This is a genomic window from Neobacillus endophyticus, assembly GCF_013248975.1.
Lineage (GTDB): Bacteria > Bacillota > Bacilli > Bacillales > Cytobacillaceae > Neobacillus > Neobacillus endophyticus.
Map to the genome: position 1 here is coordinate 1,366,479 of NZ_JABRWH010000001.1, position 24,654 is coordinate 1,391,132.

At 41.9% G+C, this 24,654-nt stretch carries 24 protein-coding genes; 1 reads left to right on the forward strand and 23 read right to left on the reverse strand.

Annotated elements, in window-relative coordinates; genetic code table 11:
- Window positions 1-210 precede the first annotated feature (210 nt).
- Window positions 211-1,197 carry an SIS domain-containing protein gene (locus tag HPT25_RS06630; protein ID WP_173061714.1) on the forward strand — a complete coding sequence of 329 codons (987 nt, stop codon included), beginning with the start codon at window positions 211-213 and terminating at the stop codon, window positions 1,195-1,197.
- Window positions 1,198-1,549: 352 nt separating this feature from the next.
- Here the strand turns inward: HPT25_RS06630 and HPT25_RS06635 are convergent, their stop codons facing one another.
- The 23 genes from HPT25_RS06635 to HPT25_RS29235 form a co-directional block, all read right to left on the reverse strand.
- Entirely contained in the window at window positions 1,550-2,386 is an 837-nt protein-coding gene (locus tag HPT25_RS06635) for a PfkB family carbohydrate kinase (RefSeq protein WP_173061717.1), read from the reverse strand.
- A gap of 19 nt (window positions 2,387-2,405) precedes the next feature.
- Window positions 2,406-3,419, reverse strand: coding sequence for an SIS domain-containing protein (locus tag HPT25_RS06640; protein WP_173061720.1), 1,014 nt, complete (start codon window positions 3,417-3,419; stop codon window positions 2,406-2,408).
- 37 nt (window positions 3,420-3,456) lie between these two features.
- The gene (locus tag HPT25_RS06645) at window positions 3,457-4,344 is read right to left on the reverse strand and encodes a carbohydrate ABC transporter permease (protein ID WP_173070943.1); all 888 of its coding nucleotides are present in this window, start codon (window positions 4,342-4,344) and stop codon (window positions 3,457-3,459) included.
- A 35-nt stretch (window positions 4,345-4,379) separates the two neighbouring features.
- Entirely contained in the window at window positions 4,380-5,222 is an 843-nt protein-coding gene (locus tag HPT25_RS06650) for a carbohydrate ABC transporter permease (RefSeq protein ID WP_173070945.1), read from the reverse strand.
- Window positions 5,223-5,345: 123 nt separating this feature from the next.
- Window positions 5,346-6,626 carry an ABC transporter substrate-binding protein gene (locus tag HPT25_RS06655; protein ID WP_312857272.1) on the reverse strand — a complete coding sequence of 427 codons (1,281 nt, stop codon included), beginning with the start codon at window positions 6,624-6,626 and terminating at the stop codon, window positions 5,346-5,348.
- Between the two features lie 370 nt (window positions 6,627-6,996).
- Window positions 6,997-7,407: a F0F1 ATP synthase subunit epsilon gene (locus HPT25_RS06660; RefSeq protein ID WP_173061725.1), complete on the reverse strand. Its 411-nt coding sequence runs from the start codon at window positions 7,405-7,407 to the stop codon at window positions 6,997-6,999.
- Window positions 7,408-7,428: 21 nt separating this feature from the next.
- Window positions 7,429-8,850, reverse strand: coding sequence for a F0F1 ATP synthase subunit beta (atpD, locus tag HPT25_RS06665; RefSeq protein WP_173061727.1), 1,422 nt, complete (start codon window positions 8,848-8,850; stop codon window positions 7,429-7,431).
- A 103-nt stretch (window positions 8,851-8,953) separates the two neighbouring features.
- Window positions 8,954-9,811, reverse strand: a complete 858-nt coding sequence (gene atpG / locus HPT25_RS06670; RefSeq protein WP_173061729.1) for an ATP synthase F1 subunit gamma — start codon at window positions 9,809-9,811, stop codon at window positions 8,954-8,956.
- Between the two features lie 197 nt (window positions 9,812-10,008).
- Complete coding sequence (atpA, locus tag HPT25_RS06675) at window positions 10,009-11,517, reverse strand: F0F1 ATP synthase subunit alpha (RefSeq protein WP_173061731.1); 1,509 nt, start codon at window positions 11,515-11,517, stop codon at window positions 10,009-10,011.
- Window positions 11,518-11,543: 26 nt separating this feature from the next.
- Window positions 11,544-12,080: a F0F1 ATP synthase subunit delta gene (locus HPT25_RS06680; protein WP_173061733.1), complete on the reverse strand. Its 537-nt coding sequence runs from the start codon at window positions 12,078-12,080 to the stop codon at window positions 11,544-11,546.
- The gene (gene atpF, locus HPT25_RS06685) at window positions 12,077-12,601 is read right to left on the reverse strand and encodes a F0F1 ATP synthase subunit B (RefSeq protein WP_173061735.1); all 525 of its coding nucleotides are present in this window, start codon (window positions 12,599-12,601) and stop codon (window positions 12,077-12,079) included. The genes HPT25_RS06680 and atpF overlap by 4 nt, the downstream gene beginning before the upstream one ends.
- Before the next feature lie 108 nt (window positions 12,602-12,709).
- Entirely contained in the window at window positions 12,710-12,922 is a 213-nt protein-coding gene (gene atpE / locus HPT25_RS06690; protein ID WP_173061737.1) for a F0F1 ATP synthase subunit C, read from the reverse strand.
- 70 nt (window positions 12,923-12,992) lie between these two features.
- The gene (gene atpB / locus HPT25_RS06695) at window positions 12,993-13,706 is read right to left on the reverse strand and encodes a F0F1 ATP synthase subunit A (protein ID WP_173061739.1); all 714 of its coding nucleotides are present in this window, start codon (window positions 13,704-13,706) and stop codon (window positions 12,993-12,995) included.
- 11 nt (window positions 13,707-13,717) lie between these two features.
- Window positions 13,718-14,104: an ATP synthase subunit I gene (locus HPT25_RS06700; RefSeq protein WP_173061741.1), complete on the reverse strand. Its 387-nt coding sequence runs from the start codon at window positions 14,102-14,104 to the stop codon at window positions 13,718-13,720.
- A gap of 6 nt (window positions 14,105-14,110) precedes the next feature.
- Window positions 14,111-14,341: an AtpZ/AtpI family protein gene (locus HPT25_RS06705; RefSeq protein ID WP_173061743.1), complete on the reverse strand. Its 231-nt coding sequence runs from the start codon at window positions 14,339-14,341 to the stop codon at window positions 14,111-14,113.
- A gap of 455 nt (window positions 14,342-14,796) precedes the next feature.
- Window positions 14,797-17,034, reverse strand: coding sequence for a S8 family serine peptidase (locus HPT25_RS06710; protein ID WP_173061745.1), 2,238 nt, complete (start codon window positions 17,032-17,034; stop codon window positions 14,797-14,799).
- 206 nt (window positions 17,035-17,240) lie between these two features.
- A complete protein-coding gene (upp, locus tag HPT25_RS06715; protein WP_173061748.1) occupies window positions 17,241-17,870 on the reverse strand; it encodes a uracil phosphoribosyltransferase in 630 nt (209 codons plus the stop codon).
- 363 nt (window positions 17,871-18,233) lie between these two features.
- Window positions 18,234-19,475 carry a serine hydroxymethyltransferase gene (gene glyA / locus HPT25_RS06720; protein WP_173061751.1) on the reverse strand — a complete coding sequence of 414 codons (1,242 nt, stop codon included), beginning with the start codon at window positions 19,473-19,475 and terminating at the stop codon, window positions 18,234-18,236.
- Window positions 19,476-19,682: 207 nt separating this feature from the next.
- Window positions 19,683-20,249, reverse strand: a complete 567-nt coding sequence (locus HPT25_RS06725) for a TIGR01440 family protein (RefSeq protein WP_173061754.1) — start codon at window positions 20,247-20,249, stop codon at window positions 19,683-19,685.
- A 163-nt stretch (window positions 20,250-20,412) separates the two neighbouring features.
- The gene (gene rpiB, locus HPT25_RS06730) at window positions 20,413-20,859 is read right to left on the reverse strand and encodes a ribose 5-phosphate isomerase B (RefSeq protein WP_173061757.1); all 447 of its coding nucleotides are present in this window, start codon (window positions 20,857-20,859) and stop codon (window positions 20,413-20,415) included.
- A gap of 190 nt (window positions 20,860-21,049) precedes the next feature.
- Window positions 21,050-22,270 (reverse strand): C39 family peptidase, encoded by a 1,221-nt coding sequence (locus tag HPT25_RS06735; protein WP_173061760.1) that lies wholly within the window; start codon window positions 22,268-22,270, stop codon window positions 21,050-21,052.
- A gap of 379 nt (window positions 22,271-22,649) precedes the next feature.
- Entirely contained in the window at window positions 22,650-23,111 is a 462-nt protein-coding gene (locus HPT25_RS06740; RefSeq protein ID WP_173061763.1) for a low molecular weight protein arginine phosphatase, read from the reverse strand.
- A gap of 114 nt (window positions 23,112-23,225) precedes the next feature.
- On the reverse strand, window positions 23,226-24,635 hold the full coding sequence (locus HPT25_RS29235) for a C39 family peptidase (protein WP_173061766.1): 1,410 nt from the start codon (window positions 24,633-24,635) through the stop codon (window positions 23,226-23,228).
- Window positions 24,636-24,654: the final 19 nt, after the last annotated feature.

Genomic DNA, 24,654 nt, shown 5'->3' on the forward strand with positions numbered 1-24,654 from the left:
CCTCGCCCCTTTCCTTCTATACATAAATATGAAAATTATTTTTAAAATTTTCAAACATAATATAACATTACATTATGTTATGAGTCAATTTAATATAAATCCTATTTTAAATGTTCTAAAAACATTGACAATTAATCTTACACGCCTTAATATAATGTTATATAATGTATTATTATATTTTAAACACCCTAATCTAAGGAGGAAAAAGGAATGGTAAATTCACAAGTAGTTGTAGATCAACAAGTGCAAAAAGTGTTAGATGCTTTGAAAGGACGTACGATCAACCACGTTTATTTTGTGGCTTGCGGCGGATCCTCTGCCATTATGTATCCAAATAAGTACATCATGGACCGCGAAGCCAAAAATCTCTCATCAGATGTGTACAGCTCCAATGAATTCATTCATCGCAACCCTAGAAAACTTGGCGAAAATTCTCTCGTCATCCTGTGCTCAATGTCTGGAACTACTCCTGAAACAGTGAAAGCAGCTGAATTTGCCCGCCAAAAAGGAGCATTAACCGTTGGATTTACAAACCAGCCAACTTCACCACTTGCCCAAGAAAGTGAGTTCGTGGTGAAATACGAATGGGGGGCTGAATCCATTGCCTTTAATACCAACTTAGGCCTTCTTTATCAATTAACAATGGGTGTTCTTCATGTACTAGAAGGAAATGATAAATTTGATAAAATGATCAACAGCCTGGCTAACCTCCAAGTTATTTTCGAAAAATCAGCCAAGCAATATGAAAGCCAAGCACAGCAGTTTGGTCAAGAATACAAGGATGAAAAAGTCATTTATACAATGGCAAGCGGCGCCAACTACGGAATTGCTTATTCCTACGCCATTTGTATTCTAATGGAAATGCAATGGATCCACTCCAATGCCGTTCACTCCGGTGAATACTTCCATGGCCCATTCGAAATTCTAGATAAAGATGTTCCTTTTATTATCCTGCTTGGCTTGGATGAAACTCGCCCTCTAGATGAAAGAGCATTAGCATTCTCGAAAAAATACGGCGAAAAGCTGGCCGTTTTAGATGCCAAGGACTTAGATTTAACCGGCATTGATGAAGAATTAAAAGGCTATATTGCACCACTAGTTTTGAATTATATTCTCCGCAGATATGCCGAACAACTGGCAGATGCCCGCAATCATCCGCTATCACAAAGAAGATATATGTGGAAAGTGGAATATTGATGATAAGTAAGCTCCTCGGTTTGTTAACACCGGGGAGTTTTTTTATTTTCAGTAAAAATAGATGATCCTGCAGCTAATAAAATTCTCCTGTCAGTAGAAGGAAGTTTTACGACTGTTTTCCCCCGCGACAGTTTTGATTATTGATTTAACAGTAAAAACATTTCTTCCGGCAGTAATAGGTGGCTCTATGTCCGTCCTGTCACTCACCACAGTTTTGATCGCTGATCTGTCAGATACCACTCTTTACCCAACATTTAGTCGCTGCTATACGACAGTAAACCAATATCTCCCGCCCATAACACAAAATAAATAACCCGCTCTATATTGAACGGGTTATTTATTATAAAAATGCCTAACCAATTGCGATTTTCTTTTCCCGCTTCTTGCCATGTCCGAAGGCGCCATAGCGCTGACATGTTTCAGCGGCCGCGGCTGCGCCTTGCTCCATCGCTTCCTTAACAATGCCGTGTGATATATACTCTTTTAGAAAAATCGAAACAAATGTATCCCCCGCTCCAAGTGTATCGACCACATCCGTTTCCACAATGCCATGTTCATAGACAGTTGTAGAATCGGAGAATATCGACCCTTCCGAGCCCCTGGTCAGGATCACATTTGGTGTACCCAGCTTATGAACCTTCACCAATAATGCTTCACATTCCGCTTTAGTTAAGCCCCCGCCAGAAAAAATCGCATATTTCACATACGGGCAAACAAGTCGTAAATAATCGTCATCATATTTGGTTGAAAAATCAAATGAAATATCAATGTGCCTTTGCAATAAAGGTAATTCCTTTTCCAAATGGCTGTAAACACTTGTATGCAGCAAGGAATAACCGCTAATAAACTCCAACTCTTCTTCCGTAAAATTCAATTTCAGCTGTTTTTGTACGCCGCCCTTGTTCGAACCGACAAATATTCGGTCCCCTTGCTCATCCAATGTGACAACAGCCTCACCAGATGGACCCAACGCCCGCCGAACCCGAGATACGTCAATTCTTTCCTCCTGTAAGGATTGGACAATATGGTCGCCCTCTCCATCATTTCCGATAATTCCGATATAGGCAACCTCGTCGACACCATAACGCTTCCAGAAAACCGCCACGTTCACAGCATTTCCGCCGGGGAACATCTCCCCGCGGTCTTCATAATAATCTACAACATTATCTCCTACTGCGATTAATCTCATGTTTTCCACTCCTAGTATTTTAATAGGTAACAGTCCGATAATATCTGCGAATATCCAATGAATGATTGCGTTTCTCTTCTAAATGAACGCTGATTCTTTGAAGCAGGGAAGAAGTAACGATCGACGATAAATATTTTCTAAACTCCGCGCTGATTCCTGCCAATTCATATTCCTTTGTATCGATAACAGTCAACTTTTTCGTATATTTCTCCGCAAACCGTTCGACTCTCTCCATCAATGGTCGTGTTTCGTCCTCTCCTTTTAGGAGAATCACACTCGTATCTTCTTCCACTAGCTCCAATGTGCCATGGAAAAATTCAGCCGCATGGATCGATTTTGTTTTAATCCATTGCATCTCTTCCAATACACACATCGCATAGGAGTAGGCCCGGCCCCATGTATTGCCTGAACCGACCACCATATGATAGGGCTCGTCCTTATAAGCATTCGCAAACGCCTCAGCCTTTGGTTCGAATTGTTCCTTTGCCTCCATTAATTTTTCCGGGAGCTCTTCTAGCTGCATCGCGAACGCATCATATTCAGGGAAATCTCCATTTTTGTGCATCAGTTTAAATAGAAGTAAATAAAGAATTAATTGATTCGAATCACTGGCATAGTCATTCTCAGCAAAATTGACGATCGGATAATCAACCGTTTCGGCGAGTGGTTGATTGTACTCTCCTGTTAAACCAATCGTTGTTGCGCCTCTTTCTTTGCAGTACTTCGCTGCTGCCACTGTTTCTTGAGTAGTTCCTGATAGTGATGAGAGTATCACCAGTGAGTCCTTGCTAAATTGTTTGTGATTTTGCAAGATAAATTCAGCAGCAATTTCAGCATAAGCAGGAATGGTTGATGTGGCATTGATCATAAATTCAAATGGGTAAAAAGTTGCCACAGCCCCGCCTGAGCCAATTAAGAAAATATTTTTAAACTCTTTTTCATACACTTGATTCACTATTTTTTCAATTTCCTCTCTTAAGCCTAATGCTCCACCTGTTACCTTAAGATACTTTTCTCTGCTAAAATTCAACAATTTCCTCACTCCCTTTTTTTCTATTAGAATGCCGTGTTTATCCTTTCACACTGCCTTCTGCCAAACCGCGGACGAAATATTTCTGCATCATTAGAAAGACGGCGATCAGCGGAACAGCGGAGATGACCAACCCGGCCAATAAAACGCCCCAATTTGTGTTCAATGCATCCTTGAAAACCAACAAACCAGATGTGATTGGCTTTAACTCTTCTTTTTGAATGAATATAATCGAGAATAAAAACTCATTCCAAGAATAGTAAGCTGTTAAAATCACACCCGTAAATAATATCGGTTTACTCATTGGCAAAAATATTTTTGTAAATATACTCAAACTTGTAGCGCCCTCCAGATAGGCCGCTTCTTCGAGTTCTTTCGGTATAGAAAGGAAGAAAGAACGAATTAATAGAACAGTTAGCGGAATCCGGTAAGCTGTAAATGTGATAATTAACGCCCAATAGGTGTCCAAGAGCCCTAGTTTTTGAATTAATTCATAGAGAGGAATTAATCCGCTTTGCGGCGAGAACATCAAACCGGCGGAAACGAATAAAAGCAGGAACTTTCCGCCTTTAAGCTGAAACCTGGCCAATCCATAGGCACATAGAGAGCTGACTAAAACGGTGAGAATACAAGTGCCAATCGTAATAATTAAACTATTCACAAAGTAACTTGAAACACCTTGCTGCCAGGCAGTGGTGTAATTTGAAAAAAGCCACTTTTTAGGTAATCCCCACGTGTCATTGTAAATGGCCGCTGTATTTTTAAAAGAACTCATGATCATCCAAAAAATCGGATACGCAATTGCAATAAAATAAAGGAGAAGAAACAGAAAGATGATTCCAGCAACGATGGAGAAGCCAGGTCGATGTTTTTTCGTTTTTAGGTTAATGTTCGTAATTTTTACGCTTTCCGCTTCCGGCCGCGCCATCCCTGAATCCCCTTGTGGTTCCATCAACTTCATTTTTACTCCTCCCCTGTTTTTAAGAACTTGTTCTGCACAAAATAGAAGATTAGTGTTATACCCAGAATGACGTTGGCAATGGCAGAGGCATATCCAGGTTCATTATCGATGAATGCTTTTTGGTACATATAGGTACTAAACACCTGTGAGGAGTTGCTTGGGCCACCGCTCGTCAGTACATACACTTCACTAAACACTAAGAAAGAACCTGTCACGGTATACACCAAAAGTACAAAGGTCATTTCTTTTACCTGCGGTACTGTAATATTGAAAAATGATCTAATTTTCCCCGCCCCATCTATCGTAGCGGCTTCATATAAATCCCCGGGAATATTTTGGATTGCCAGCACATATAACATGACGGTATAACCGATGCTTTGCCATTGGGACACGGCAATAACCGCAAAAATGGCTGTTTTCGGATCCCCAAGCCATCCCCTCGCCCAACTTCCTAGGCCGATCGCTTTCAGAAAACTGTTGAGCATTCCAACTTCCGGATTATAAACGAAGCTAAAAAGAATCCCGATAACCGTCATGGAAATAAGTACAGGAATAAAAAAGGTTGTTCGAAAGAACGTTGAAAACTTCCTGAAAACTTTGTCTTCCAGTACTGCAGCAATCACTAATCCAAGACCAACCTGAAGGATAACGGAAATTACGGCGTAGAGAAGATTGTTCTTAAGCACCGTGAAAAAAACGGGGTCTTTAAAGAGGTGAATATAATTAGCGGCTGCCACAAATTTTTTATCTAACGTAAATGGATTCCATTCATAAAAGCCATTTACCACATTCCGGACTAATGGATAGTAAACAAACAAAGCAAGCATGATAAAAGCTGGTGCCATGTAAAAAAATGGAGCTACACGTGATTTGCGCAAGCCTTTTCCCTCCCATCCTAGTAAAATATGTCGGCCAAAAGGACTTGAATCCCCTTAAACCGACATATTTTATAGATTTCAATTTGCCATTTATTGATTTACTTGTTTTGCTGCATCCTGAACACTCTTCATCACTTGTTCCGGTGTCATCGATCCGCCAAGCATAGCTTGAACTCCATCGCCATAAGGTTTGAAAATCCGGCTGTCTAATGCACTGTCTGTCCAGATTTCCATATTTTTTGCACCTTTAATCAAATTCATAGCATCCACTTCATGATCCGTTGCTGTGTTTGTATTTACAGCACCATCAACAGTACTTGCCAAACCAGTATCCTTGATTAATTTTTCACCGTTCGCTTTAGAAGTCAAAAACTCAAGGAACTCCATTGCTTCTTTTGGATGTTTTGTTTTACTATGAATCATGAAACCTTCAGGTGCACCGATTAAACCATCTTGGTCCCCTTTTGCTCCTTCAATAGTCGGTACTTTAAATGTGCCCCACTTGAATGTTGCGTCTTTCATATACGTAATTTCCATTGTTTCAAGGAAAGTGACGGCTGCTTTTCCGCCAAGGAACAGGTTTCTTGCCTCATCATGGGCAATGGCGTTTGGATTGTCATTCATATAAGTTTTTAATTCATTTAGCTTCTTTAATGCTTCAACATATCCAGGGTCCGTAAATTTCGCCCCTTGGTAGCTTAAATCTTTATCTAAAACATCTTTTGGTACCAATCTTTGATTCAATGCTGTTACATAGTGTGCAGCTGCCCAAGATGCTTTATTTCCTAAAATAAGCGGCGTCGTTCCGCTCTTTTTTATCGCTTTCAGATCGGAAATAAACTCATCCCAAGTTTTTGGTTCTGTTAAATGCAATTTGTCAAAAATGTCTTTGTTGTAGAAGAATAATTTACTGTCGGTAAAAAGAGGAACTCCGTAGAATTTGTCATCCTTTTTAAAAAAGTTAACCTGTGACGCGATTAAGCTGTTTGACCAGCTGGAGTCTTGTTGGAAGTACTTTGAAAGGTCCAATGCCACGCCATCTCGAATAAATTTTTGCCCGTACTCTCCTGCCCAACTAAAGTAAATATCCGGTGGGGTAGAACTGCCAAGAAGGACGTTGGCCTTTTGTTTATAATCATCATTTAACGCTGTAATTTCATTAATTTGAATATTAGGGTGCTGTTTTTCAAAGTCTGCTATTACACTTTTAAAATAAGACTTATATGGCTCATTAGGCCAACGGTAAAAAAATGTAAGGGTGATCTTTCCATTATTTGCATTTGAAGTTGAACTCTGCGAGGAACATCCTGCTAAAAATATTGACATGAGCAATAAAATACCAACTGCTAAATGAAGCAAACGTTTCATCACATATCCCCCTATTTAGTCTTTTAATGGACAAACTATTTTTAACCGCTTTCATAATTATAGCCTTACAAAACACCTTATCTATTCATCAACCTCCTCTACTATTCAACACTACTGATTGTATTATAATATGATAATACATTCTATAACATTTATAGTCAATATCAAAATTGAGGGAAGTTTCAAACTATTTCAAAAGGAAACTACCTTCTCTCGAATTTTTTATATTAAAATAGTTCTTATTTGTTATAAATAACATTATTTCAATTGTTTTAACAGAGTAAAAACTATCAATTATATAATTTTTGTGTATTCAGTTCTCCAGTAAAAATAAATAAACCTCTCCGAATCAAATCGGAGAGGTTTTGTAAAATTAGAATTTTCCTTCAGCAACCGTGATGCGATTGATGGCTCGGCGTAAAGCGATCTCGGCACGCTTGAAATCAACGTGCTGTTGATGCTGTTCTTGAAGGCGCTGTTCTGCGCGTTCTTTTGCTCTTTGGGCACGTTCAAGATCAATTTCGGAAGCTTTTTCAGCCGCTTGGGCTAAAATAGTCACTTCATCTGGACGAACCTCAAGGAATCCACCGCTGACAGCAATCACTTCTGCTGTTTTACCATCTTTCTTAAAACGAACAGAAGTAATTTCAAGTGGAGCCACTAACGGAATATGGCCTGGTAAAACTCCAATTTCTCCGCTTGTTGCTCTTGTACTCACCATTTCTACATCTGTTTCATACACCGGACCATCGGGAGTAACAACACTGACTTTCATCGTCTTCATTTTTTACCCTCCTGGCGCCGTTTAGACTTCTACACCCATGCGTTTTGCGGCCTCAACCACTTCTTCAATGCGACCGACTAGACGGAACGCATCTTCAGGAAGATGGTCATATTTACCTTCAAGGATTTCTTTAAATCCGCGAACAGTTTCTTTAACCGGCACATATGAACCTGGCTGGCCAGTGAACTGTTCAGCCACGTGGAAGTTTTGGGATAAGAAGAATTGGATACGGCGTGCACGATGTACAACAAGTTTATCCTCATCTGAAAGTTCATCCATACCAAGGATCGCGATGATATCTTGCAATTCACGGTAACGCTGCAATGTCTGCTGTACTTGACGAGCAACACTATAGTGTTCTTCACCAACGATTTCAGGCGACAATGCACGAGAAGTTGATGCAAGAGGGTCCACCGCAGGATAGATCCCCATCTCAGAAAGTTTACGCTCAAGGTTTGTTGTTGCATCCAAGTGAGCGAATGTAGTAGCTGGAGCCGGATCCGTATAGTCATCGGCAGGTACGTAAATCGCTTGAATGGATGTAACAGAGCCTTTATTTGTAGATGTAATACGTTCTTGTAGTTTACCCATTTCAGTAGCAAGTGTCGGCTGATAACCTACCGCAGATGGCATACGACCTAATAGGGCTGAAACCTCTGAACCTGCTTGAGTGAAACGGAAGATGTTATCCATGAAGAACAACACGTCTTGTCCTTGCTCATCACGGAAATATTCAGCCATAGTCAAACCAGTCAGAGCAACACGCATACGTGCACCTGGCGGCTCATTCATTTGTCCGAATACCATCGCTGTTTTCTTAATAACACCAGAATCTGTCATTTCGTGGTAAAGGTCGTTTCCTTCACGAGTACGTTCACCAACGCCGGCAAATACGGAAATACCGCCGTGCTCTTGCGCGATGTTATTGATTAACTCCTGAATTAATACCGTTTTACCTACACCGGCACCACCGAAAAGACCAATCTTACCACCTTTGATATAAGGTGCAAGTAAGTCAACGACTTTAATACCAGTTTCTAAAATTTCAACTTCAGTTGAAAGTTCTTCAAATTTTGGTGCTTCGCGGTGAATGGAATCACGACGCTCGTTAGCTGGAATATCCTCTTTTAAGTCAATTGGCTCACCTAATACATTAAATACACGGCCTAGTGTCGGATCGCCTACTGGTACTGAGATGGCTGCACCTGTATCGGCTACTTCCAAGCCGCGCATTAAACCATCTGTAGAAGACATAGCAATTGTCCGAACAGTATCATCACCTAAATGAAGGGCTACTTCAAGAGTTAAGCTGATATCAACTTCTGATTCATTCCGCGCTTTATAACTAATTTTCAATGCGTTATTGATCGCTGGCAGATGTCCGTTTTCAAATTTAACGTCAACTACCGGACCCATAATCTGAACAACGCGTCCTGTGTTCATCTTTTTCCCTCCTAACTTACTCGTATGAAACACTAAAAAGCCAACATAGGCTTCTTGCTATTTTATAAAATAAAGCAAACTCAAAAACCGCACAGCAGCAGGCTTATTCAAGCGCTGCAGCACCGCCGACGATCTCCGTGATTTCCTGGGTAATCGCAGCCTGACGGGCACGGTTATAGCTTAATGTATAGTTTCGAATTAATTCTTTTGCATTATCAGTTGCATTTCTCATAGCTGTCATCCGCGCTGCATGTTCACTTGCATTACTGTCAAGCAATGCGCCGAAAATTAAGCTTTCTGCATATTGCGGCAGGAGAACGTCTAAAATTTCCTCTGCTGACGGCTCAAACTCATAGGATGAAAGTTTTGAAGCAGTACTAATATCAGATAATGGGAGAAGCTTCTTCTCCGTCACTTCTTGAGAAATTGCACTAATATAATGGCTGTAATAAATATAGAGCTCATCAAACGTTCCATCGGCAAACATGCCAACTGTGCTGCTTGTCATCCCTTTAATATCTGTGAAGGACGGCTGATCGGAAACACCAACAAACTCTAAAGCCACATTGTAGCCACGGTTGATAAAAAAGTCACGGGCCACACGGCCAATAGCAATGATTGAAAACTCATCATTGGACTTATGCCGGCTTTGAATGGCTTGCATAACACGGCGGATTACGTTACTGTTATACGCTCCAGCCAATCCGCGGTCTGATGTAATCACAATATAACCAGTCTTCTTAACAGGACGAGCTTTCAGCATCGGATGTGCTGCACCTCTACTGGCAACAGCAATAGAAGCTGTTACCTCCTGGATTTTTTCCATATAAGGGACAAATGCCTTGGCATTGACAACACTGCGATTCCATTTCGCCGCAGACGTCATCTCCATTGCTTTGGTAATTTGACTCGTCTTTTTCGTAGAATTGATGCGAGTTTTTATATCGCGTAATGATGCCATAGGTTCTCACCACCCTCATTCAAAGAATGTAAGCCCAGCACCTCCCGCCTTATAAGGGCGGAAGACGCCATTGCATTACTTTAGCTCATCAGAATTTAGATTGATAAATTCTGAACACATACATGCATTTGCTAACTCAGACTAACTGCATAACAGTAAATCTGGCAGCTTATGATCATCTATGTCTAAGTCAGACCTTATTCGGAAACGGCAAACGTCTTTTTAAAGTCGTTGATAGCAGCTGCCATGTCCGCATCAGAAGGAAGATCCTTCGTTTTTGTAATATGGTCTAACAGCTCTTTGCGATTGTGGTCTAACCAGTTATGGAATTCTGATTCAAAGCGGCCAATATCCTGTAAAGGAATATCATCAAGGAAACCGCGTGTTAATGCATACAAAATCGCAACTTGTTTTTCAACAGAAAGAGGCTTGTGAAGATCCTGTTTTAGGACTTCTACGGTACGAGCACCGCGGGCAAGCTTCGCTTGTGTCGCTTTGTCCAAGTCAGATCCGAACTGGGCAAATGCTTCTAATTCTCGGTAGGATGCAAGGTCAAGACGCAAGGTACCGGCAACTTTTTTCATCGCCTTGATTTGCGCTGATCCCCCTACACGGGATACGGAAAGACCTGCGTTGATCGCCGGACGAACACCGGAGAAGAAGAGGTCGGATTGCAAGAAAATTTGTCCATCTGTGATGGAGATAACGTTTGTCGGGATGTATGCTGATACGTCCCCTGCTTGTGTTTCTATGAATGGTAACGCAGTAATAGAACCTGCACCAAGATCATCGCTTAATTTAGCTGCGCGCTCTAATAAACGAGAGTGCAAGTAGAATACATCCCCTGGATAAGCTTCACGACCTGGAGGACGGCGAAGCAACAAGGAAAGCTCACGATATGCAGCAGCTTGTTTTGATAAATCATCGTATACAACTAATACGTGTTTACCTGAATACATAAATTCTTCTGCCATAGTAACACCAGCATACGGTGCTAAGAATAATAGCGGAGCCGGCTGTGAAGCAGAAGCAGTTACAACGATAGAATATTCAAGGGCGCCATATTTTCTTAAAGTTTCAACAGCATTACGAACTGTTGATTCTTTTTGGCCAATTGCCACATAGATACAAATCATGTTTTGACCTTTTTGGTTCAAAATAGTATCGATGGCAACAGAAGTTTTACCTGTTTGACGGTCGCCGATGATCAATTCACGCTGACCGCGTCCAACTGGCACAAGAGCGTCAATTGCTTTAATACCTGTTTGTAGTGGTTCATGAACAGATTTACGAGCCATAACGCCAGGAGCAATTGCTTCTACTGGGCGGGTTTTTGTCGTATTTATTGGCCCCATACCGTCCATAGGTTGTCCTAAAGAGTTTACAACGCGTCCGATCAATTCTTCACCAACTGGAACCTCCATGATGCGTCCAGTACGGCGAACCTCATCACCTTCACGAATATCGGTGAATGGTCCAAGAATAATAATACCGACGTTATTTTCTTCAAGGTTTTGCGCCATACCCATAACGCCATTTGAAAATTCAACAAGTTCTCCGGCCATACAGTTGTCTAGACCATGAACACGTGCGATACCGTCACCGACAGAGATAACTGTACCTACATCGGTTTCATGAATTTCCGCCTGATAGTTTTCAATTTGCTGTCTAATCAGGGAACTAATTTCTTCAGCTTTGATGCTCATGAGTTTCACCCCTAGTCTTTCGAATCTTAGGTTAACAATTTACGTTCTAAACGGTTCAATTTTCCTTTTAATGAACCATCATATATACGGTTTCCGATCCGAAGCACGATGCCTCCAAGCAAATCGGAATCCACGAAATTTTCAATTTTGAGTGATTTTTTACCTATTTTCTTAGCGAATACATTCGAAATCGCTTCGCGTTCACTATCTGAAAGCGGTCGAACGCTGTATACTTTTGCTTCGGCAATTCCCATTTCCTCATTGGCCAGATGAATAAATTGGTTGACAACTTCAACCATTTCATTTTCACGATGACGGTCAATTAAGAGTAATAATGTATTAAGGACGTATACATTTACATTTGCGAAGGCAGCTTTTAAAATCTCTTTTTTGTTCTCAATAGTAAGCTTAGAGGATTTTAGTACAACCTTTATGTCGTTATTGTATTGTAATACTTCCCGGACTACACGAAGTTCTTCTTCTACAGCTGTTAAAATCTGCTTTTCTTTTGCAATTTGAAACAGAGCCGACGCATAGCGCTTTGCTACTATGGAGTTGGTCATCGGCGTTCTCCTGCCTCTTTAATATAATCACTGATCAGCTGATCTTGATCTGCTTGTGTCAATTCCTTTTCAATGACTTTCGATGCAATCAAGACTGAAAGCTGAGCAACTTGCTCGCGAATAGCAGCAACTGCTTTTTCTTTTTGCTGTTCGATTTCCTGCTTTGCAGCTTCCTTTACGCGCTCTGCTTCATTACGCGCAGCCACAACGATTTCTTCACGCTGAAGTTCGCCTTGCTTTTTCGCATTTTCGATTAAGTTTTGCGCTTCACTGCGTGCTTCTTTTAAAAGACTTCTTTGCTCTTCTAAAAGTTTTTTCGCCTCTTTACGGCTTTCTTCTGCTGAATTAATTTCGTTAGAAATGTGGTCTTCCCGTTGCTTCATGATGCCCATTAACGGACCCCACGCCACTTTTCTCAGCACCGCAAGTAAAATAATAAACACGACTAGCTGGAATAAGATATCTCCAGTATTTATATGGGCACCGCCTTCGGCTGCACCCAAGACGAGATTGTTCAACACCCTGGGTTCACTCCTTTCAAGAGTCTATTTGACACTATCTATAAACAGACATAAATGAATGGCGAAGGTTTTCTTGACACTCACTTCGCCATTTGGAGCCTTTCAATTTTAGCGGTTTAAAACCATGAACGCGACAACGACGCCGATAATTGGCAATGCTTCAACTAACGCAATACCGATAAACATGTTTGTTAAAAGCATTCCACGTGCTTCCGGCTGACGGGCAATCCCCTCAACCATACGACCTGCTACAAGACCGTTACCGACACCTGCACCTACTGCTGCTAATCCTGCTGCAATTGCTGCTGCTATAAGATTCATTTTAAAGTTCCTCCTTTAATTGTATAAATAAACTTATTTATATTTTGCTCATGAAATGAACAGGAATATCTTAGTGATCATTACTTACTTTATGGGACATATAAACCATTGTCAGCATGGTGAAAATATATGCCTGAATCGTACTGACAAACATTGAAAATCCTAACCAAACAAAAGTTAATGGAACTGCTGAAATAAAGCCTAATGCATTGACTTTGGCTAAGCCAGTTATCAACAGGGACAACAGCAATTCACCGGCATAAATATTTCCAAAAAGACGCAAACCAAGTGTTAATGTATTAGCAAATTCCTCAATAATTTTCAACGGAAATAAGAATGGAAGCGGCTCAAAAAACCCTTTTCCATATCCTTTTGCTCCCTTTAACTTAACTCCATAGAAATGGGAAAGCGCCACAACCATTACAGCTAACGTCAGCGCCACTGTAGGATCAGATGTCGGCGAGCGCCACCATTCTGTACCATTAACAGTGATTAAAAACGGAAGGCCCAGCATATTTGACACGAAAATATACAAGATTAATGTGATCCCAAGAATATGAAACCTGCCACCATCTTGCCAATCCATCATGCTGTTGATAATGCTCTTTACAAAATCCATTACCCATTCGAGGAAATTCTGCATTCCCGTTGGTTTCATTGCCAACTTTCTTGTCGAAATCATAGCAATAATGACAACAATTACACTGGCAACCGTGATCATAAGTATGTTCGTTAAATTAAAATAAAGGCCCATGAATTTGACGATTGGAGCTCCTTCATTCACGTTACCTCACCTCACTTCCTATCTTTTTTATGAACATTAAGTGATTGGATTAGAAAATCTATCATAATGACAATATAATTCGTCATTAGTCCCATTACAACACTTATCAGATTAAAATACTGTGTCCATTTTATGGCGACCATTACTGATATCGCTACCATTGCTAATCTTGATAGTGATCCAAGCGATTTAACTTTTTTGCCATTTGTGACGGATTTATCAAACTTTTTCATTATTCTGAACAACAGCATCAGGTTTATTAGACTAGTTGCTGTTCCAAGAATCAAGCCCATAAAGACACTATGGTATTCAGTAAATCCCCAGCCAATGACATAAACAGCCAAAAGATAAAACATCCATTTACAGGCGCGCTTATACATTCCAATAATCTCTAGCATTTCGAATCAATCCTCCGAAAAATAGTTGCGGATTGATCGTAGCATAGAGTAAGTCCCTGTTGCTAATCCTAATAACAGTCCGACTATTAAGAAAATTGGCTCTGTTCCCCAATGATTATCCAGCCATCTGCCTGCAAAAATACCTATAAGAATACATCCTACTAATTGGAAAAGAATTGCGGACATTAATGCCATTGCTTGAAAAGGGTTGCGGTTCTTTTGATTTTTTTGACCCATACAGATCACATCCTCACGATCAGAGAATGAGAGGCGGAAGGTGAAAATTTCATAAAACTTTCATATGTAAAACAGGCTATCAGTGATAAAAATCACTGAAAACATTGTGAAAACCCTATCATTCCACACCCTATGTAAGTATATAATAGGCATATGCCAATGTCAATTGATTTCAGGCAATAATATTCACAAAAATGTCAAAGATGTCCATCGTGAATTTTGTCTGAAAACGGCGATTTTTCTAGGAAATAAAAAGGCTTGTGATTAGTACAGATTCCTCTTTTCTATCATCTATTATATAACAAAAAACAACACTATACCGCCAAATTCTTACCCATTCTTAGATTATAACTCATAAACTTAAAAAATTCTCATCAAATTCTCATTTTAAAAACTTTTTTTAAATAATTTTAGGTGTCAGGCACCATGTGAAAAATTCACATGGTGCCTGACACCTATTTGTCGATGACGATTCCTGTTTGAATGGAGTCTTCTTTGCCTGCTTTTTTGGCAAAGACTTTGATAAGGTAAACACCTTCGGGGGGGAGGTCTTCTGTTTTGAATTCTTTGCGGATGAGTCCTTTTTTTACGTTTGTTTTTGTGTCGAGGAAGCCGATAAAGCGGTAATCTTGCGGATCAAAGAGCGCAATGCCGAATTCTTCAGCTCCTCCTGGCAGATAAACTTCGTAACGGTATGTTCCAGGCTTATCTCCCTGTGCAAAGTCAAAACCCATCACTCTAGGGTAATCCGGCTCTTTTAGTACATACAAATAAGGAATGTGAATCTGTTCTCCGCCCGCACTAATCGTTAAAAAACCATCATGGACCTTGTCTTTAAATAATAGCGGATCTACTGCCAGCGTTACCTTTACTGTTTTGGTTTCCTTCGGCCCTATTGAAAATGATAGTGGAAGTCGCCACTCCAGCCCCACCACCTTTTTGGGTACGATGAACGAATAGGCGATCGGATGGCTGGTAATATTCTCTATCTTCAACTCAGCTTCATGCAGGTTACTGCTGTTTGTAAATTTTCCAAATCGAATACTTCCCGGCAATACTAACGATTCCGCCTTGACGGCCTGATCAACCCGAATCCTGCCTGCCCCCTGCTCAAAGGTACGGTAAGCTGTACGGCCCTCTGCATCCTTCATCAGATGAGGGCTTTCGTATTTTCCAATTTCAACTGATTCGTCATGAACAAGCGGTTTGGCAGTATTCATCAGCGCCGCCTTGATTTGTTCCGGTGTCCACTCAGGATGAGCCTGCTTTATTAAGGCACAGGCACCGGCAACATGAGGAGCTGCCATACTTGTTCCCTGCAATGATAAGTACCCTCCTGGAATTGTTGAGTTGATAGCAACTCCAGGTGCGACCAAATCCGGTTTAATGTCCCATGTTCCCGTTACTGGTCCGCGGGAACTAAAGTCAGCCAGCTGATCCTTTTCTTCAACAGATATATATCGTGTCAACAAGTTTTGCTGCTTTAATTGTTTTCTGATCAATTCCCCTTCCCATTTTGAAAGGGAGCCGACGGGAATCGGGCTGGAGCTTTCCAAGTTACCCATAAAAGAACCGCTTATATTGTTATAAATTAATACTGCCCTAGCGCCTGCATCATAAGCGTTTTTTGCTTTTTCAGTGAATGTTAATGCGCCACGTTTCATCAGAACAATTTTCCCCTGAACATTGGTTAACTCTTTTTTTCGGCCCATTCCGCCATCGACCATCTCCAACGAACGGTCAATTTTCCACTTCCCTGATCCCTCCATTGGTTGTATGCGAATTTTCTGACGAATTCCTTCTATTAATAAATACGGTATTTCTAATGTTGGAGTGGAGGCTCCTACAGAAATTGCTTTTAAAGCAGTTCCTGGCGATCCGACCGTCCAAACATTCGGTCCTGCATTTCCTGAAGCTGCTACTGCTACGATTCCGTTTTCTACCGCGCGGTTCAACGCAAGGCTAATGGGAAGATCAGGGCCGTTAATATCGTTGCCAAGGGAGAGATTCATAATATCCACTTTATCTTTAATGGCCTGATCAATGGCTGCAAGGACTTGCTCAGTTGTACCGCCACCGCCCGGTCCCAACGCTCGGTAGGCGACAATTTTAGCTTCCGGAGCCACACCTTTAATTTTCCCATTGGCAGCAATAATGCCGGCCACATGGGTGCCATGCATCGTTGCCTGCCCGATGGAGCGGGTTTCCATCGGATCCCGGTCGTTATCTACAAGATCATAACCGCCGGCGTAATTTCTTTGCAAATCCGGATGCGTATAGTCGACACCGGTATCGATTACCCCAACTGTAACACCTTTGCCTGTTAGCCGGAGATTTTTGTTAAAAAAGCTGCGCACCTCTTCCCCGCCAATGATCTTCACACTCTCCTCGGTTTCGGCCCGATATTCTGTGACCGGTGTAACGTGTACAACCTGTTGTTGTCCAGCAAGACGTTGGATTGTCTCTGGACTGCCTTGTACAGAAAAACCAGTTATAGCCTTTTGAAAGATGTGGCGAAGCTTGACGTCATGATAGGAGCTTATCAGCTGTTTAATTTGTTGTTCAGATTGCGGTTTGTTGAGGACCACAATCGCGACGATCGTATGGGTGCTTTTTGGTATAGGTGGATGGACGAGAGTTTTCCCCAGTGTCGGGGTTTGAAAGGCCAGCAGCAGTGCCAATAGAAGTTTCATGAAGTTATTCCCCTTTTTTCTTATCGTTTCTTGTTTAGGGGAAAATATTCGGAAACTTAGTTGGGAGATTTTAATAAAGAAAATTTGCCGACTGGCGAGCGCGTTAGGGCGAAGACAGCGGCGTAGTAGCACTTATGTCTGATAGGAAAGTTATTCTTTTCTATCTACAAAAATAAGCCAGGCATCCGCCCGGCTCATGAAATGAATTATTTTGTTCCAAACAAGCGGTCACCCGCGTCGCCTAATCCTGGTACGATGTAGCCATGATCATTCAGCTTTTCGTCAAGTGCTGCGATGTAAATGTCCACATCCGGATGCTCTGTTTTTACAGCTTCCACGCCTTCAGGTGCAGCGATTAAACACATAAATTTGATGTTTTTTGCACCGCGTTTTTTCAAGGCCTCTATGGCAACATTCGCTGATCCACCTGTCGCTAGCATGGGGTCAACAACAATGAAGTCACGCTCCTCTACATCGCTTGGGAGTTTAACGTAATATTCAACCGGCATTAATGTTTCAGGATCGCGGTATAAACCCACATGTCCGACTTTAGCGGCTGGAATTAATTTCAAGATTCCGTCTACCATACCGATGCCGGCACGTAAAATTGGAACGAGGCCGATTTTTTTTCCGGACAACACTTTCGATTTTGTCGTACAAACTGGTGTTTCAATTTCCACTTCTTCCAACGGCATATCCCTTGTAATTTCAAATGCCATGAGCGTGGCCACTTCGTCCACAAGCTCGCGGAAATCCTTTGTTCCTGTGTTTTTATCACGTATGTAAGTAAGCTTGTGCTGGATAAGTGGATGGTCGAAAACGTACACTTTTGCCACAACAATCGCCCCTTTTTTTAAATTAATTGCACACTTCGTCTCATTTTACAGAAAAATATAACATAGAGCAACTAAAGAACTAGACGTAAATACTAGTAAGATTTTTCAAAAAATAGATCCAAATGAAGGTTCAGACTTGGAGAAATAGTCAATTTGCTAAACTTCTCAGGCATAAACGAATCTCTTATAGACAAATCCTTCAATTATTCCTGTTCTTCTATCTACGAGAGGCTTCCTCATGGTCAAATAACTCAATTCGGTCTGTCCTCCGGCCCATTAGCGGCTTTTTCACCGAAAAAAATCGGCCCGCAATCGAATGGGGGCCGATTCTAAAGGTAGTAATTATTATTTTTCAGGAAATGATTAATATTCAGGGTAAAGCTTGAACTTATCTGTTAACGCATTGACGCGCTGACGAGCTTCATCAAGCTTTGCTTCATCCTCATGATTTTTCAAGGTGAAAGCAATAATAGAAGCAATTTCGTCCATTTCCGCTAAACCAAACCCACGGCTAGTTACAGCAGCTGTACCAATACGGACACCACTAGTAACGAATGGGCTTTGCGGATCATATGGGATCGTGTTTTTGTTAACCGTAATGCCGACTTCATCAAGAACATGTTCTGCAACCTTGCCTGTAAGGCCAAGGTTTTGCACATCCACTAATAACAAGTGGTTGTCCGTTCCACCGGAAACAAGTGTTAAGCCCTCGCTTTGCAAACCTTCTGCTAAACGTTTGGCATTGGTAATAATTTGCTGGGCATATTCTTTAAAGCTATCTTGCAACGCTTCACCGAAAGCAACGGCTTTTGCTGCAATGACATGCATCAGTGGACCGCCTTGAATTCCAGGGAAAATGGATTTATCAATCTTTTTGCCAAATTCTTCTTTACAAAGAATCATCCCGCCGCGCGGTCCGCGTAACGTTTTATGAGTCGTTGTTGTAACAAAGTCAGCAAATGGCACTGGGTTTTGATGCAGGCCTGCAGCTACAAGACCAGCAATGTGAGCCATATCTACCATTAGGTAAGCACCAACTTCATCCGCGATTTCACGGAATTTAGCAAAATCAATTTCGCGCGGGTAGGCGCTCGCACCTGCGACAATCAACTTTGGCTTATGTTCACGTGCCTTTGCTAATACATCATCATAATCGATGCGATGGCTTTCTTTATCAACACCATATTCAACGAAATTGTATTGAACACCGCTGAAATTAACCGGGCTGCCGTGCGTTAAGTGACCGCCATGTGATAGGTTCATACCCAGTACTGTGTCACCCTGCTCGAGAATAGTGAAATACACAGCCATATTTGCTTGTGCACCAGAATGTGGCTGTACGTTGACATATTCCGCTCCGAAAATCTGCTTGGCGCGTTCGCGAGCTAAATCTTCAACTACATCGACATATTCGCAGCCACCATAGTAACGGCGTCCAGGATAGCCTTCCGCATACTTATTAGTTAATACAGAACCCTGCGCCTCCATAACCGCTTCACTTACAAAGTTCTCTGACGCAATAAGTTCAATTTTGGCACGCTGACGGCCTAATTCCTGTTGAATCGCTTGAAAAACCTGATCATCCGATTGAGACAAATGCTTCATAATTATCCCCCTTTGGTATGTATCAAAAACACAAGAGCTTCAAAATTTCTTCTCCATTGTAGCATGTTTTTTTAGAAAATAAAGAAAAAGGTGTAAGTCACCGCTTACATAAACAAAAGTCCACTCCACACGGACAAAACTGCAAAAATGTCCACGAGCGGTGCCTGACACCGCCATTGACACAGCCATTACACTATGGCTATACGGTTAACTGCAGCTTGTGTTTTCTTTTTTACGCTCGTAGACGGCGCGGGCGCCTCCGATGAGTTTCGGCCTAGTTTTGGCAAGGGTCACGTAGGCGCTGCCGACTGTTTTTTGTTTGACGCGAACTGGGACGGCGACGTGTTTTAGATGCATGCCGATGAGTGTGCTGCCTATGTCGATTCCGGCTTCTGCTTTTACAAATTCAACCACAGCGGCATCTTCCAAGTGTTCGAAGGAAAAAGTTGCCATCGCACCGCCAGCTGTCCTTACAGGCACAACCGATACTTCTTCATAGCCGCGCTGAATGGCCGTGCCACGTTCCATGACAACCGCTCTGTTTAAATGTTCGCAGCATTGGAATGCCAAATGGATTCCCGTATCTGCCCGTAATTTCTCCAGGCCGCGAAAAATCATTTCTGCGACATCGAAAGTACCCGCAGTCCCGATGCGCTCCCCTGCCACTTCACTCGTACTGCAGCCAACTACCAGAAGCTGCCCGGGCTTTAGTGAAGCTTGTTCCTTAAATTCCGCTAAAACTGCTTCCCATTCTTTTTCCCATTCGTGAATCATCAGCCTCGACCTTTCTGTTCATGCTTTTGTTCCAGGCATCCAATGTTCTATTGAAACCTGCTGCTCTCATACCATTTCTCGTTTTCTAAAAAATAAAATCATGTTGCCATAGAACTTCGTTTAAGCAAAATACCACTCACGAACGTTCCATAAAAACAAAAAATTAAAGGTGCTTATTCTCATATTCGGCAATTTTGCCAATCCGATTGGCATGGCGTCCGCCTTCAAACTCGGTAGTAAGCCAAATTTCAGCTACTTCCCTTGCCAGCCCAGGGCCAATGACACGCTCACCCATTGCCAGGATGTTTGAATCATTATGAAGCCGCGTATATTTGGCACTAAAGGTATCATGGCATAATGCACAGCGGATCCCTTTTACCTTATTGGCACTAATACTCATACCTATCCCTGTCCCACAAATTAGGATACCGCGGTCAAACTCGCCGCTCGCAACCTTTTCCGCCAACGGAAGCGCATAGTCCGGATAATCTACTGATGTTTCACAGTCACAGCCAAAATCCACATATTCAATTTTAAGTTCATCCAATAATTTTGCAATTTCCTGACGGATTTGAATCCCGCCATGGTCAGATGCTATTGCCACTCTCACCTTAAATGCCCCCTATCTAATTTCAATCTGCTTATAATTTTGACATACCCTATGAAAAATATAAAGCGAAAATAGAGGTCGGCTCTTTCGCAAAAAAACCTCCCTCCGCACTGTTGGCGAAGGAAGTTTTTTTAGGAAATACCCCGCCAATTGGCGGTATAATCAAGCTGAAATTATATTGGAAAAATTTTTAACGATAACTGATTGCCTGGCTTCCCATTTGCTCCCATCCGCTTTTAAAAGAATGGAGGGGCGCCTTGTCATTTTTTATTCCGGAAAGCGGATCATTAAAATAAATATATCGGCTGTCATAACCGGTCACCAATACACTGTGCTCTTTGCCATTTATAGAGATACGCCCTTCTGGCGTATTCCAAGTAACCCAGTATTGTGATGGTGTTGTATCAAACAACGTATTGATTATGACCCATACCGGTTTCCCTTTATTTAAATATTGAAACATGGTTTCAAATTTACTGCCTGTAAAATCAATAATCCGATTTGGCATATATCGATTGGCCAGTTTAGCAATAGGACCATGATATACCCCGTACCCCAAATTGTTGATGTTATACATATCACCGACAAAGCCTTTGTTAGGATTGCCATAATTAATTTGACCATTTACACGTGAATAGGGTGTCGGATCCCTTTCTATTTGGGAAGACAATGTCATTTTATCTACCTCGATCCCAGCACTCTTCAGCAGCATTGTAAGCGAAGTGATCTCACAGCCGCGCGGCAGCTCCGGTAATTGGGAAACAATCGGAACATCTAAAATCGCAGATGAAACGGCACCATCTGGTCCAAGAAGAAATTTCCCTTTGCTATTTTGAACCCAGCCTGTCAACATCACACCATTGGAATTAAGGTCATACCGTTTGCCATTCACTTCTACCCAATCCGTCTGCATGGCGCCGGTTGAATCTAGAAAATACCAATGTCGGGCATCATGGATCCAGCCCTTCTCCATCACACCGTTCTGATTAAGAAAATAGCGTTTGCTTTGGTATTGGATCCATCCTGTCTGTTTTTCACCATTACCATTTAAAAAGTACCAGTTTTCCCCTTCTTTAATCCACCCAGTCGCCGAGATTTTGACATTTACTAACCGTTTATGATCGTCTGTAATTTTTAAAATCGTATTACTAGTCTGCTTAGGAATGGACAAAATAAAATTCCCTGTACCATCTGCTTTTGTGCTATTTAACAAGCCGGCTTTTGTTTCAGCCCGAATCGTGGTATTAGGGGAGGCCGTCCCTTTAATAATTGTCGTTTGGTCAGTAATCTTTCCGCTAAATCGAATGGGCTCTCCCTGCCAGGCTGAGTGAGCAATGAATTGCCTCGAGCTTAATGGATAAGAGATTACTAGTAAAACCACCACACCCATTAACCATAATTTTGACCGCACAGGCCGCCCCTCCTCTCAGAATGCCGCTCACATATTTTCTGGCTACTATTCTACCATAGTTATTATGAATTAGAATACAAGAAGACCTTATCAAACGCCATTGGCAAAAGCACCCACTCAAGTTTATCTGCGGACAATGCTTGATGAACCATAAATAATGGAGCGTTTTTCTCAAGTAAAGTTCGATTATCCAAAAGGTAAGTTAGCTGCCCCTAAGTCAATTATGGTGACCCGCTAGTAAAGAGGGCTTCGAAAACATGGTTATCGGCCCCCTCATCCGCTAATATAGAGGAATATTCAGCAAGTCGAGCCTCTGGTGCCTGCCGAAACCCAAAATAAAGAGGCCTGCCAATTTGGCAGGTCCAAGCTTCGATTATTCCTATTCGCCCCAGTCTTCATTCATTTGCTTTAATTTTCCAACCGTTTTATCAATCAATTTCCTCAGCTCTTGAAAAGTCCCTTGATACACAGCCAAGCTCCCGCCAAACGGATCACTGACATCATGATCAAATGTTTCGCCATTAAATTCTTTTAGCGTAAAAAGTTTTTCAATCGCTTGTGGGTATTGCTGCTGGATGGCAAATTTATGAGCAGAGGTCATCGTTAAAATCAAATCAGCCCAGGCCACTTCACTTCCAGTTAATAACGTAGCTCTATGGTTGTGATTAATATCGTTGTCACCGAGTACTTTTTGCGCATGCGAGGAGGCTTCACTCCCACTTGAAGCAAATATTCCCGCAGACTTCACCTCAAGCCCAGCAATGTTTTTACTTTTTAAAATCGCTTCCGCCATTGGACTCCGACATGTATTCCCCGTGCATACGAATAAAATACGCTGCATCCTGCCTGCCCCCTTTATATCCTATTATAAAACAATTTTATCAAAAGCAAACTGAGGCTTGTGTCCAATTTTTCCCGATTTAAAAAGCGTCCTATCTCCAAGAAAGTTTTCTCATTAGCGCCAGCTGATGGCCTGGCTGCCCATTTGCTCCCACCCGCGTTTAAAAGTACTAATAGCAACTTTTCGATTTTTTATCACCGCAAGCGGATCATTAAAATAAATATACCGGCTGTCATAGCCTGTTACCAATACACTGTGTTCCTTGTAGGTGATGGAAATTTTCCCTTTGGGCGTGTTCCAGACATACCAATATTGCGTTGGAACGGTATCAAATAATGTGTTATTAATCACCCATACTGATTTACCACTATTTAAATACTGATATATATCTTCAAACTTGCTGCCGGTAAAATCAATGACACGATTTGGGATGTACTTTTCTGCCAGTTCCTTAATTGGTCCATGATAGACCCCAAGGCCCGGATTGCTGAAAGAGTACATATCCCCGACAAACCCGGTATAAGGATTTCCAAAATACACCTGCCCATTTACCTTGGAATACGGTGTCGGATCCTTTTTCACTTGTAATGCCAAGGTCATTTTATCAGCCTTTACCCCTGCATCTCGCAGCATCATTGATAGCGAAGTGACCTCACAGCCGCGCGGCAGCTCCGGCATTTGGGCAATCAACGGGGCATCCAAAATAACGCTAGCGACAGCACCGCTTGAGCTAAGGTAGTACCAATCCCCACCACTTTGAAACCAGCCTGTCCTCATCGACCCATCCGCATTTAGGAAATAGAACTTGCCATTTACCTTCACCCAGCTCGTCTGCATCACACCGTTTGAATTTAGATAATACCATTTGCCGCCTGTATACACCCAGCCTGTTGCCATTTTCCCTGAGCCGTACAAATAGTACCACTTGCCGCTGTCTAACACCCAGCCAGTCTGCATCTGGCCGTTTGCTTTCAAGTAATACCAATATCCTCCATTATAAATCCAGCCAGTCTGCATAGCACCATTGCTATTTAAAAAGTACCAACTCCCTTGGTTGAGAAGCCAGCCGGTTTGCCTTGCGCCCGTTTTGTCAAGAAAATACCGCTTTCCCTGATCATCCATCCAGCCGGTCTGCTTTTCACTGTTGCTATTGTAAAAGTACCACTGCCCATTCTCCTGAATCCAGCCTGTCGCTATCACAGTTACATTGAATGAATATGTATTTTTCCCATCATCTTCAGTAATAGTTAAAAGGGTATTTGCCGGCTGCTTGGCAATCACGACAGAAAACCCTCCTGCATCGTTCGCATTTGTAGTTGCAAGCAAGCTGTCTTTCACTGTTATTTTTATAACAGCATTCGGATGCGCAGTTCCGTTAATGGCGGTCGTTTGGTCGGTTACTTTCCCAAAAATTTGAATAGCATTTTCCTGCCCTGCGGTATCAGCAAAAGCAAGCCCAGGAATGCAAGAAATAGTGATAACGAAAAAACAAATAAGAAATCTACCCCATAATCTTGGCTGCACCAGCTGCTCCTCCTCAAGA

What these genes read in the sequence shown, in the direction of transcription:
- HPT25_RS06650 (WP_173070945.1), bottom strand. Translation starts at nt 5,222, where the DNA reads ATGGCACCAGCTTTTATCATGCTTGCTTTGTTTGTTTACTATCCATTA.
- HPT25_RS06645 (WP_173070943.1), bottom strand. Translation starts at nt 4,344, where the DNA reads ATGGCGCGGCCGGAAGCGGAAAGCGTAAAAATTACGAACATTAACCTA.
- HPT25_RS06635 (WP_173061717.1), bottom strand. Translation starts at nt 2,386, where the DNA reads ATGAGATTAATCGCAGTAGGAGATAATGTTGTAGATTATTATGAAGAC.
- HPT25_RS06710 (WP_173061745.1), bottom strand. Translation starts at nt 17,034, where the DNA reads ATGAAACTTCTATTGGCACTGCTGCTGGCCTTTCAAACCCCGACACTG.
- atpA (WP_173061731.1), bottom strand. Translation starts at nt 11,517, where the DNA reads ATGAGCATCAAAGCTGAAGAAATTAGTTCCCTGATTAGACAGCAAATT.
- HPT25_RS06680 (WP_173061733.1), bottom strand. Translation starts at nt 12,080, where the DNA reads ATGACCAACTCCATAGTAGCAAAGCGCTATGCGTCGGCTCTGTTTCAA.
- HPT25_RS06705 (WP_173061743.1), bottom strand. Translation starts at nt 14,341, where the DNA reads ATGGGTCAAAAAAATCAAAAGAACCGCAACCCTTTTCAAGCAATGGCA.
- atpG (WP_173061729.1), bottom strand. Translation starts at nt 9,811, where the DNA reads ATGGCATCATTACGCGATATAAAAACTCGCATCAATTCTACGAAAAAG.
- HPT25_RS06740 (WP_173061763.1), bottom strand. Translation starts at nt 23,111, where the DNA reads ATGCAGCGTATTTTATTCGTATGCACGGGGAATACATGTCGGAGTCCA.
- glyA (WP_173061751.1), bottom strand. Translation starts at nt 19,475, where the DNA reads ATGAAGCATTTGTCTCAATCGGATGATCAGGTTTTTCAAGCGATTCAA.
- HPT25_RS06630 (WP_173061714.1), top strand. Translation starts at nt 211, where the DNA reads ATGGTAAATTCACAAGTAGTTGTAGATCAACAAGTGCAAAAAGTGTTA.
- atpD (WP_173061727.1), bottom strand. Translation starts at nt 8,850, where the DNA reads ATGAACACAGGACGCGTTGTTCAGATTATGGGTCCGGTAGTTGACGTT.
- HPT25_RS06725 (WP_173061754.1), bottom strand. Translation starts at nt 20,249, where the DNA reads ATGATTCACGAATGGGAAAAAGAATGGGAAGCAGTTTTAGCGGAATTT.
- HPT25_RS06660 (WP_173061725.1), bottom strand. Translation starts at nt 7,407, where the DNA reads ATGAAGACGATGAAAGTCAGTGTTGTTACTCCCGATGGTCCGGTGTAT.
- atpE (WP_173061737.1), bottom strand. Translation starts at nt 12,922, where the DNA reads ATGAATCTTATAGCAGCAGCAATTGCAGCAGGATTAGCAGCAGTAGGT.
- HPT25_RS06700 (WP_173061741.1), bottom strand. Translation starts at nt 14,104, where the DNA reads ATGCTAGAGATTATTGGAATGTATAAGCGCGCCTGTAAATGGATGTTT.